At 74.5% G+C, this 9,645-nt stretch carries 7 protein-coding genes and 2 pseudogenes; 5 read left to right on the top strand and 4 right to left on the bottom strand.

Annotated elements, in window-relative coordinates; all coding sequences use genetic code 11:
* Positions 1-87 precede the first annotated feature (87 nt).
* A pseudogene (locus ABTY20_RS32575) lies at positions 88-687 on the bottom strand (hypothetical protein); the annotation flags it as partial.
* A gap of 64 nt (positions 688-751) precedes the next feature.
* Positions 752-1,891, bottom strand: coding sequence for a PP2C family protein-serine/threonine phosphatase (locus ABTY20_RS32570; protein ID WP_502991939.1), 1,140 nt, complete (start codon positions 1,889-1,891; stop codon positions 752-754).
* A 211-nt stretch (positions 1,892-2,102) separates the two neighbouring features.
* On the opposite strand from ABTY20_RS32570, the gene ABTY20_RS32565 reads away from it, so the two are divergent.
* The 3 genes from ABTY20_RS32565 (at position 2,103) to ABTY20_RS32555 (ending at position 4,752) form a co-directional block, all read left to right on the top strand.
* Positions 2,103-2,546 (top strand): hypothetical protein, encoded by a 444-nt coding sequence (locus tag ABTY20_RS32565; protein WP_352000752.1) that lies wholly within the window; start codon positions 2,103-2,105, stop codon positions 2,544-2,546.
* A gap of 203 nt (positions 2,547-2,749) precedes the next feature.
* A complete protein-coding gene (locus ABTY20_RS32560) occupies positions 2,750-3,703 on the top strand; it encodes a hypothetical protein (RefSeq protein ID WP_352000751.1) in 954 nt (317 codons plus the stop codon).
* Positions 3,704-3,756: 53 nt separating this feature from the next.
* Positions 3,757-4,752, top strand: a complete 996-nt coding sequence (locus ABTY20_RS32555) for an endonuclease/exonuclease/phosphatase family protein (protein ID WP_352000750.1) — start codon at positions 3,757-3,759, stop codon at positions 4,750-4,752.
* A gap of 197 nt (positions 4,753-4,949) precedes the next feature.
* Here the strand turns inward: ABTY20_RS32555 and snpA are convergent, their stop codons facing one another.
* Complete coding sequence (snpA, locus tag ABTY20_RS32550) at positions 4,950-5,627, bottom strand: snapalysin (RefSeq protein WP_352000749.1); 678 nt, start codon at positions 5,625-5,627, stop codon at positions 4,950-4,952.
* A 202-nt stretch (positions 5,628-5,829) separates the two neighbouring features.
* Between snpA and ABTY20_RS32545 the strand changes: the two genes are divergently transcribed.
* Complete coding sequence (locus ABTY20_RS32545; RefSeq protein ID WP_352000748.1) at positions 5,830-6,765, top strand: LysR family transcriptional regulator; 936 nt, start codon at positions 5,830-5,832, stop codon at positions 6,763-6,765.
* A 53-nt stretch (positions 6,766-6,818) separates the two neighbouring features.
* On the opposite strand, the gene ABTY20_RS32540 is transcribed toward ABTY20_RS32545, so the two are convergent.
* The gene (locus ABTY20_RS32540; RefSeq protein ID WP_352000747.1) at positions 6,819-8,906 is read right to left on the bottom strand and encodes a PhoX family protein; all 2,088 of its coding nucleotides are present in this window, start codon (positions 8,904-8,906) and stop codon (positions 6,819-6,821) included.
* A 253-nt stretch (positions 8,907-9,159) separates the two neighbouring features.
* Between ABTY20_RS32540 and ABTY20_RS32535 the strand changes: the two are divergent.
* Positions 9,160-9,645 (top strand): annotated as a pseudogene (locus ABTY20_RS32535) (VWA domain-containing protein); the annotation flags it as partial.

Genomic DNA, 9,645 nt, shown 5'->3' with positions numbered 1-9,645 from the left:
TTGATTTTAAAGCTTTTGCAGCGCTGTTGTTGTCTAAACTATAGCAGATCAAAAACCTTAAAACACAGTGTAAAACCCCTGAAAATCAGCCGATGCCTGCTGGTGCAGCTCCTCGTCCGGCGGGCGCCGGCCGCTGCGCAGGATCGTCGCGACCGCCTTCATGTACTCCGGCGCCGCCACCCCGCGACGGGACGGCGGCGGGGGCGCGACACGGCCGTAGACGGCGTTGTCGGGGCCGCAGTCGAGCGGGAACGGACCCGGCGGGCGCGCCGCGCCCAGCGACCGCCAGGTCTCCGGGTCGGCGTGCAGGTCGAGGAAGAGCGTCGTCGCGCCCGCCGGGCGCAACCGCAGCTCCTCCCGGAACCAGTGCCACGGCAGTCCGGTGTACCGCACGGTGGACGCGGTGGTGCGGGCCAGCGCCAGATGCGGCAGCCGCTGGCGGCGGTCGAGCTGGAGCTGCCCGGTGACGTACACGGTCAGCGGTCCCGGCGCCGCGGCGGCGGCGCGCAGCCGGGTCAGCACGGCCTGCGGCTCCAGCGGGTCGGCGAGTTCGACGACGTTGGCGGTGTCCGCGCCGGACAGCACGGCGGGCGGCACCGCCGCGAGGACCGGAAGCACCGACGCCGCGTCCACCAGCCGCCCGCGGCCCAGCGGCGAGGCCGCCAGCAGCAGCACGGTTCCGGGCATGGTCCCCTCCCCCTGTCGATCACCTACGGCAGCACGGTAACCGCTGCGGCTGCGCGGGGTGAGGTCAGTGGGGTGAACATCCCCCTTCGGGGCCTTCGCCCCCCGCCGCGCGGGACGCGCGGATCGGCCGTACCGCGAAGGCGGTGGTGTCGTCGACCAGGCGTCCGCGGCTGTGCCGCAGCGTCCCGTCCCGCACGACGGCGACCAGCCGGCCCGGCGCGACGACCCGCGGATCCGCCGCCACCGCCCGGGCCAGGTCGTCGGCGAGCCGGTAGAAGTCGCCGGCGCCGTCCCGGGCCTCGGTCACGCCGTCGGTGACCAGCAGCAGCGTCTCGTCGGCGGAGACCGGCACCCGGCACAGCGGCGGCGGGTCGGGGGCGAGGTCGCGGCAGCCGATCGGGAGTCCTCCGCCGGCCGGCAGGGACCGTACGCCGCCGGGACCGACGGCCAGCGGGGGCTCGTGGCCGAAGACGACGGCGTCCACCACGTCGGTGCGGTCCGCCGGGAAACCGAGCAGGACGGCGGTGGCGAAGCGGTCGCCGTCGCCCCGGCCGAGCGCCGTGGTGTACTCGCGGTGCCGCAGCATCCGGGCCTCCAGCCGGTCCGCGACCGCCATCAGCTCCGCCTCGTGGTAGCCGGCCTCGCGGAACGCCCCGAGCAGCACCGACGCCGTCTCCACCGCGCCCAGCCCCTTGCCCTGGACGTCACCGACCAGTACCCGGGTGCCGTGCGGGCCCGGCTGGATGTCGTAGAAGTCGCCGCCGACGCGGGCCTGGGCGTCGGCGGTGAGGTACACCCCGGCGTGCTGCAGGCCGCCCCAGTCCGGCGGCAGGGGACGCAGGACCGTGCGCCGCACGGTGTCGGTGACGTCCCGCATGTACAGCGCGCGGCGCTCGCCGCGCACCCGCACCACGCAGGCCAGCGTGGCGAGGACGCCGCCGGCGGCGACGAGGATGAAGTCGGGCAGTCCCGCCTGGAACTGGTGCGGCCAGGCACTGTCCACGAGGGTGTAGGCGACGAGGGAGAGCACGGCGAACAGGGCCGTGCCCCACACCCCGCAGATCGCGCAGGCGATGCCCGGCACCAGCACGATCCAGGAGACGATCCGGAACTCGCCGGTGGTGTTGTAGTCGGCCACCGTGATGGCCGTGAGCAGCAGCAACGGCGGCACCCAGGTGACGCTGCGGCCCCTCAGCCGCAGCATCTCGTGCCGGTGCACGACGTCGCGACGGCCGGCCGGGGGGTACCGGTCGTGCAGGCCGTGTCCCCCGCTGCCCGGACTCACCGCCCCAGCGAAACACGGAGCCGGGCCGCCCGCATCCGGTCCCCGGCGCCGGGTCCGCACGGCCGACTTGCCGACGCGCCCGGGGAGGTGTGCATTGGTGGGACGGGGGCGAGGAGAGAGGAGTGCTCCCATGACGCACGCGGCACCCCGGTCCCGGGGAGCGATCGAGCGGGCCCGCACGCCCGACGTCTTCGGCCCACGGACCCACCGGGCGGCGAAGGTCCTCCTGCCCGTCCTGTCCGGGGTCGTGTACGGCTACTGGGTGGCCGCCAACCGCCGCTACGGCGGGCCGATCACCGCGGAGAACTTCCTGTACGGCTTCTTCGCCGGCGTCGTGTTCTCCCTGCTGTTCATGGCGCTCCTCGCCCTGGCCCCGAAGGTGCGGCGCGAACTGCACGCGGTGCTGTGGGCCGCGTTCCTCGGCAGCGCGATCGGCTTCCTGGTCATCCAGGCCCCCGACCCCGGCGTCCTGCGCTCCGTGATCGTGGGCCTGCTGGTCGCGGCGGGGGTGTTCCTGGCGATGTTCTACCGCTTCTACACCCACGAGGACGCGGCGGGCGACCGCCTGAGGTGAACCCGTGATCCGCGGGCCGTCGTGCCGCCGGGGTCATGGGGACACCTCCCGCTCGAGCGGAGCCGGGGGCGGGGGAGGCACCCCGCAGGGGCCGGGCTGCGCGACCCGCCCCCGGGCGACACCGGCGCGGGCCCGCCACCACCCCGTACACCCGTCCGCGCCCCAGCACTCGCGCCCCGGGTGCCCCGCGCCTTGCCTGGAGGGTGTCCCTCCATCAGGAACCCCGCCGCCCGCGCCTGCGCGACGCCCTCTCGGCGGCCCTCGTCGCCCTCGCCTGCCTGCTCGCCCCCTGCGGCACCCTGGCCGCCTGGGCGACGTTCGGCCTCGCCGACACCGGCCGGTACGTCGGCGCCGTGGCACCGCTGGCCGCCGACCCCGACGTGCGCGACGCCGTCGCCGACGCGGTGGGGGACGAGGTCGTACGGGAACTGGACGCGCGGACGGCCGGTACGTCGGGTACGGCGGGCACCGTCCTCGGACCGTTCGTCCGCGACGCGATCCGCTCCTTCACCCGCACCGACGCGTTCCGCGCCGCGTGGGAGACGGGGAACAGGGCCGTCCACGACGCCGTCCTGCGCGCCCTGCGCGACGACACGCCCGCACGGGGCCCGGTCACCGTCGACCTCGCCCCCGTCGCCGCACAGGTGAGGCAGCGGCTCGCCGCCGACCACCTGCCGTTCGCCCGGCGCATCCCCGTCGGGCGCACCGAGGTCGCGGTGGTGCCGGCCGAGCGGGTGGCCGGGCTCCGGAAGGGGTACCACGTGCTGGACGCCGCCGCGCTCCGGCTGCCGCCCGCGGCCGTCGTCCTCGCCGTCACCGGGATCGCCGTCGCCGCCCGCCGTCGCCGCGCGCTCACCGCGACCGGCCTGGGCACGGCGCTGGGCGGCGCCCTGCTCGCCCTCGCGGTCGCCGTCGGCCGCCGGCTCACCCTGGACGGCCTGGCCGCGCGCGGCCACCGCCCGGCGGCGGCCGCGGTCTACGACGCCCTCACCGCCACCCTGCGCACGGCGTCCTGGCTGCTCCTCGCCCTGGGCCTGGCGGTGGCCCTGGCCTCCTGGCTGACGGGCCGCCGCACGGACCGCCGTGCCCTCCCGGCCCCCGCGGCCGCCCCGGCCGGCCGTTCCCGGCGGCCCCCCGCCGCGCTCCCCCGTCCTTGAGGGAGCTTGAGGGAGGATGCGGGCATCGCACCCGCGAGCGGAAGGCCGGAACGTTGGACACTGCGACCACCGACCCGACGGTCACCGGGGAGGGAGCCGGCCGGGCGGGACGACGGCGACGGTTCGGCGCCCGGTGCGCGGCACTGCTCTTCACCGGGGTGAGCGTGGTCGTCGGCTGCCGGACCGCCGGCACCGACGGCGTCACCCCCGTGCCCCAGCTCCTCGCCTTCCTCCCCTGGCTGCTGGTGCCCACCGCCGCCGGGCTGCTGTTCACCCTGCGCGCCCGCTGGTGGACCGGCGCGGTGTGGGGCGTGCTCCTGCTCGCTCTGCTGGCCTGGTTCATCGAGCCGTACGGGAGGACGGACACCCCCTCGGGACCGCCCGTCGCCGAGCTGCGGGTGCTGACCTCCAACGTGGAGTTCGGGCAGGCCACCGAGGCGCTGATCGACGCCGTGCGCCGGGAGGAACCGGACGTCGTGTTCGTACAGGAGTGCGAGTACGGCTGTGACGCGGCGCTGAAGCGGGAGCTGGCCGACGCCTATCCGCACCGGGAGGCGGTGGAGGGCGGCGGTTCCGAGGGCTCGGTCGTGCTCAGCCGGTTCCCGCTCCGGGCCGAGGACGGCGTCCCGGGCACCATGGGCATGCCCGCCGCCGTCGCCGACGTCGACGGGCACGCCGTACGGCTCCAGCTCGCGCACCCCATGCCCCCGCTGCCCGGCCGGGTGGGCCTGTGGCGGCGGGAGCTCGGCCGGCTGCGGGACGCGGCCGCCGCGTCGGACATCCCGACGGTGCTCGCCGGGGACTTCAACGCCTCCCAGGACCACGCCGCGTTCCGCCGCCTCCTCGACACCGGCCTGCGCGACGCGGCCCGCCTGGACGGCGCCGACCGGACCCCGACCTGGCCGTCCCGCACCGCCCCGGCCCTCGGCGCCCAGATCGACCACGTCCTGGTCTCCGAGGACTTCGCCGCGGACCGCGCCCGCTTCCTCGCCCTCCCGGACACCGACCACCGGGCCCTGGTCGTCGACCTGACCCTGCACGCCCCGTAGCCGCGGGCAGTCGTGCCCCAGGGCGACGGGAGTCCCCCGCTCGCGCGGAGCCGGGAGGCCGGGAGGCCGGGAGTGGGGGAGGGTGGGCGCGGCAGCACCGGCACACGCCGCGAGCCGACACACCCCCCGGCCGCCCCCACACCGTGCGGTCACCGCTGCCGGCTGCCGGCTGCCGACTACCGGCTACCGGCTACCGGCTACCGCGAGGACTTCTGCAGCGCCTTCTCCGCCTTGTCCAGCGCCGCCGCGAACCCGTTCGCCCACAGCTGGTTCACCCGCGACCGCTCCGCGGAGTTGGGGTAGGCGTTGGTGCAGGACGGGCCCGGGCCGCCCCCGGACATCAGCTCGCTGCACGGACCCGAGTAGTGGTCCGGCAGTCCGAGCACGTGACCCGTCTCGTGCGCGGTCACCCGCGTGGAGTTGTACGTCTGGTTCTGCCGGTAGTCGAGGAAGATGTACCCCCGCCCGTGCCCGTCGGTGGACGCGTACGAGCCGCGCGAGTCGTTGCCCTCGTAGTACGAGAAGTCGGCGCCCGACGTACCGGCCTGGAGTCTCACGTTGGACACCGAGCTGTTCCAGATCTGCGCGCTGCGGGCTATCTGCGTGGCGAACGACGGCGCCCGGGAGGCGTTGTAGACGACGGTGACGGTGGCCGCGCTCGTCGGGTTCGCGGCCCGCTTCTCGGCCGCCGACTTCAACACGGCCTCGAAGAAGGCCCGGTTGGCGGCCGCTTCCTCCGACGAACCGTCGTAGGCGGCGTACGAAGCGGTGTCCGCGGGGGCGGGGGCGGCCGTCGCCGGGACCGTGCCGAAGCCGAGGGCCGTGAGGCTCAGGCCGGCGGCGGTGAGTACGGACATGGGCATGCGCATGCGCATCGGGACTCCTCGTGGTGGGGGTCGAGTCACGTGTCACCGAGGAGTGTGTGCGCCCGTGCGGCGGCTGTGATGATGGCAACCGGTGATAGGACGGCCCTATCGCCCGACTCCGGACACCCGTCCGCGCCCGCCCGACTCCGCCTGAACGGACGGGGTTTGTGTGTCTGGTGAAACCTGAACTTCCGCCTTACCCTCCCAGGGCATGGAGCTTGAGGTCCGGCACCTCAGGGCGCTGTGCGCGATCGCCGACACCGGCAGTCTGCACCGAGCCGCACGCCAACTCGGCGTGGCTCAGCCCTCGTTGAGCACGCAGTTGCGGCGCATCGAACAGGAGCTGGGCGGTGCCCTGTTCGTGCGCGCCCGCACCGGCTGCCGTCCCACCCCGCTGGGCCGGCTGGTGCTCAGCCGCGCCCGTCCGCTCGTCACCGAACTGCGCTCGCTGGTCACCGAGGCCCGCGCCGCCGCCGTCGGCGGCCGGCAGCTGCGCATCGGCTCCACCGCCAGCCGGGCCCTGGCCGGCTGGCTGCGACGGCTGCGCCGGCACTGGCAGGAGCCCACCCTGCACATGGACGTCTCCGCCAACGCCCTGCTGCGCATGGTCGCCGACGGCCAGCTCGACGTGGCCTTCGTGCACGAGGTCGAGGGCTTCCCGCTGCGCGTCCCCGAGGGCCTGCGCACCCGGGTCCTCGTCGAACGCGAACCGCAGTGCGTGTCGCTCCCGGCCGACCACCCGGCCGCCGCGCGCCCGGTGGTCCGCCTGTCCGACCTGGCCGGCGACCGCTGGATGGTCGACCCGGCGGTCGACGGCGAGTGGGACGCCGTACGCCGGGTCCTGCGCGCCGCCGGGATCAGCCCGCGCGTGCTGCACGGCGACTACCACACGGCCGCGTCCCTGGTCGCCATCGGCGAGGTCGTCACCGTGTGCCAGCCGACCTCGCCCTCCCGCCCCGAGACGGCGGTCCGCCGGCTGCACGGCGACCCGCTCGGCGTACGGCTGCTGCTGGCGGCGCGCACGGAGTCGGAGCTGGAGGGCGTCTATCCCGATCTGGCCGAGGCGTACCGGGAGGTGGCCCGGCAGGCTCCGGCGTACCGGGAGTGGCTGGAGTGGCTGGATCAGGACCTGGTCCCCGGCCCCTGATCCGGCCGCTCCCGGACCCCTGCTCCGGGCCCCCGTACCGGACCCCGTCGTCCTCAGACCCCGATGTCCCGTCCGTCCGCGCGCCACACCGCGACCACGGCCGGGCGGACGTACGTGCCGGGCCCGTCGGGCCAGCTGCTGGCGGGCTTGTCGACGGTCGCCCCGTCCACCTCGCCCGGGTGCTGCACGGCGACCAGCACCCGCCGGTCCTGGACGACCGGGCCGCAGGTCTCCGCACCCGTGGGCACGGTCAGGAACTGCTTCAGCTCGCCGCGCCGGTCGCCGCGCGTGGCGACGCCGAAGAGGCCGTCGTGGGAGCCGAGGGCGCTGCCGTCGGTGGAGATCCACAGGTTGCCGTGGTCGTCGAAGGCGACGTTGTCCGGGCAGGAGATGGGGCTGACGGAGTCCTTCGGGAACCCGGCGAAGTACGTCGCCGGGTCCTCCGGGTCGCCCGCGACCAGGAACAGCGACCAGGCGAAGCGGGTGCTCTCCGGCCGGTTCCAGCGCTCGGTCAGCTCCAGGACGTGGCCGTGCTTGTTGGCGTTGCGCGGGTTGGCCTCGTCGGCGGCGGCGTGACCGGTCTTGCCGCGGTTGGAGTTGTTGGTGAGGGCGACGTACACCTTGCCGGTGGCCGGGTTGGGTTCGATGTCCTCGGGCCGGTCCATCTTGGTGGCGCCCACCTTGTCACCGGCCAGGCGCGTGAAGACGAAGACCTCCTCGGCGGTCATGCCCTCGACGTGCGAGACGGCGCCGTCGGCGGTGGCGGTGGCCAGCGGGATCCACTGACCGCCGCCGTCGAACTCGCCGTCCTTCGGGAGCCTGCCGGTGCCGTCGATCTCGATGGCGGGCGAGTCGCCGGTCAGCTTGGCGACGTACAGCGTGCCCTCGTCGAGCAGGGAGAGGTTGTGCTCGCGGGCGGAGCGGCTGTCGCCGTGCCGCATCCTCTTGCTGCCGACGAACTTGTAGAAGTAGTCGAACCGCTCGTCGTCGCCGGTGTAGACGACCGGGCGCCCGTCGTGCGTCAGCCGCACGGTCGCGCCCTCGTGCTTGAACCGGCCGAGCGCGGTGTGCTTGCGCGGGACGGAGTCGGGGTCGTACGGGTCGAGTTCGACGACGTAGCCGAAGCGGTGCGCCTCGTTGGGCTCCTGGGCGAGGTCGAACCGCTTGTCGAACCGCTCCCACTTGCGCTCGGTGGCACCGGTGCCGATGCCGTACCGCTTGTCGGTCGCGCTGCCGCCGTTGGCGAAGTACTGGTTGAAGTTCTCCTCGCCGTGCAGGGTGGTGCCCCAGGGGGTGGTGCCGCCGGAGCAGTTGTTGAGGGTGCCGAGCACCTTCCGCCCGCTGGGGTCGGCGGAGGTCTTCACCAGGTCGGACCCGGCGACGGGGCCGGTGAGCCGGAACTCGGAGGTGGCGGTGAGCCGCCGGTTGAGCCGGTGCCGGGTGACGGCCGTCAGCCTGCCGCTCCCGCGGTCCTCCTCCACCGCGACCACGGCGAGCCCGTGCGCGGCCCAGGCGATCTCCACCTGCTCGCGGGTGGGGTTGTCGGCGTCGTAGTCGCGGAACATGAGGATCTCGTCGGTGTACTCGTGGTTGGCGACGAGGAGCTGCCGGCCGCGCTCGCCCCGGAGGGGCAGCAACGAGAGGAAGTCGCAGTTGTACCCGAACTGCCCGGCCTGCGCCTTCGCGCTCTGCCTCTCCGGGTCGAAGGCGGGCGCGCCGCGCAGGATGGGCTCGCCCCAGCGGATGACGACGTTCTGCCGGTAGCCCTCCGGCACGGTCACGGCGTCGTTCGTGTTCGGCGCGACGGGCGTGAACCGCAGCCCGCGGGCGCCCTTGGACGTGTGCGGCCGCCGGCCCTTCCCGGCCACGGCCGCCTGCGCCGCGGCCGCCCGTGCCTCGGGCGCGGCGACGACGCCGGCCGCTCCGGCGCCGGCCGCGGCGACGGTCACCACGGCGGCGGCGCGCATCATGGAGCGACGGCTGAGGGCGCCGGCGATCACGTCGCCGACGTACTCGTTGGAGCTGGTGTTGGGCACCTCGTGGAAGCAGGCGTCACCACACCGGAAACGACAGGTCATGGCGGACCGGCCGCCGGGGTGGGAACCGGACGGCGTTCCGATCAACGGCAGCAGCTTTCGCACGTTCTCTCTCCTTGGGTACCCGTGGTGTCAGCGTGACCGTAGGGGTACATACGTGCGGCAGCCGGGCGGCCGGGTGAACGGCGGGTGAACCTGCGGCAGCATCCGGGAAGGTCTGCCGGGCCGGATCACACCCTTGACATATACGATTCCGCAGACCCCACCCTGCCCAAGATCGCCCTTGCGGGCCGCTAACCTTACGTGTCCGTCCTGGCCAGGGATTAACGGGCATCAACTCACGCGAAGGGTTGCGCACATGGGCATTCTCACTCTCCTGCGGAACGCGTTCGGCCGGTCACGCAAAGCGAAGTCCGCCGAAGCGGGGGGTGCGGCGGACGCCGTCGGAACGGCGGGCACGGCCCCGGCGGAGCCGGCCGTGGAGTCCGCCACGGAGACACCCGCGGCCCCGAAGGTGCCGTCCCCGTCCCCCGAGCCCACCCCGTCCTCCCCCACGGCGTCGGTCCCGGAACCCCGTGAGGAGCACGACCTGGTCTCCGCGGCCTTCGACGGCGTCGCGGTCCCCCGCCCCACCCGCTCGGACGACCCCTCCACCCCGGCCCCCGCCCAGGAGCCCGGGGCAGCCCCGACCCCCGAGCCCGCGGCCGAGGCGAAGCCCGAAGAGAAGCCCGAGGCTGCCGCCGACCCCGAGCCCGAGGCCGCAGCCGAACCGGAGGCCAAGGCAGAGCCGGAGGCCAAGGCTGAGCCGAAGCCTGAGCCCGAAGCCGAACCGGAGCCGGAGGCG

The organism is Streptomyces sp. NPDC126497, from assembly GCF_040302425.1.
Lineage (GTDB): Bacteria > Actinomycetota > Actinomycetes > Streptomycetales > Streptomycetaceae > Streptomyces.
Note: the sequence above shows the minus strand (reverse complement) of the source record. Positions and strands in the feature narration are given on the sequence as shown.

What these genes read in the sequence shown, in the direction of transcription:
- ABTY20_RS32570 (WP_502991939.1), bottom strand. Translation starts at nt 1,891, where the DNA reads ATGCTGCGGCTGAGGGGCCGCAGCGTCACCTGGGTGCCGCCGTTGCTG.
- ABTY20_RS32565 (WP_352000752.1), top strand. Translation starts at nt 2,103, where the DNA reads ATGACGCACGCGGCACCCCGGTCCCGGGGAGCGATCGAGCGGGCCCGC.
- snpA (WP_352000749.1), bottom strand. Translation starts at nt 5,627, where the DNA reads ATGCGCATGCGCATGCCCATGTCCGTACTCACCGCCGCCGGCCTGAGC.
- ABTY20_RS32545 (WP_352000748.1), top strand. Translation starts at nt 5,830, where the DNA reads ATGGAGCTTGAGGTCCGGCACCTCAGGGCGCTGTGCGCGATCGCCGAC.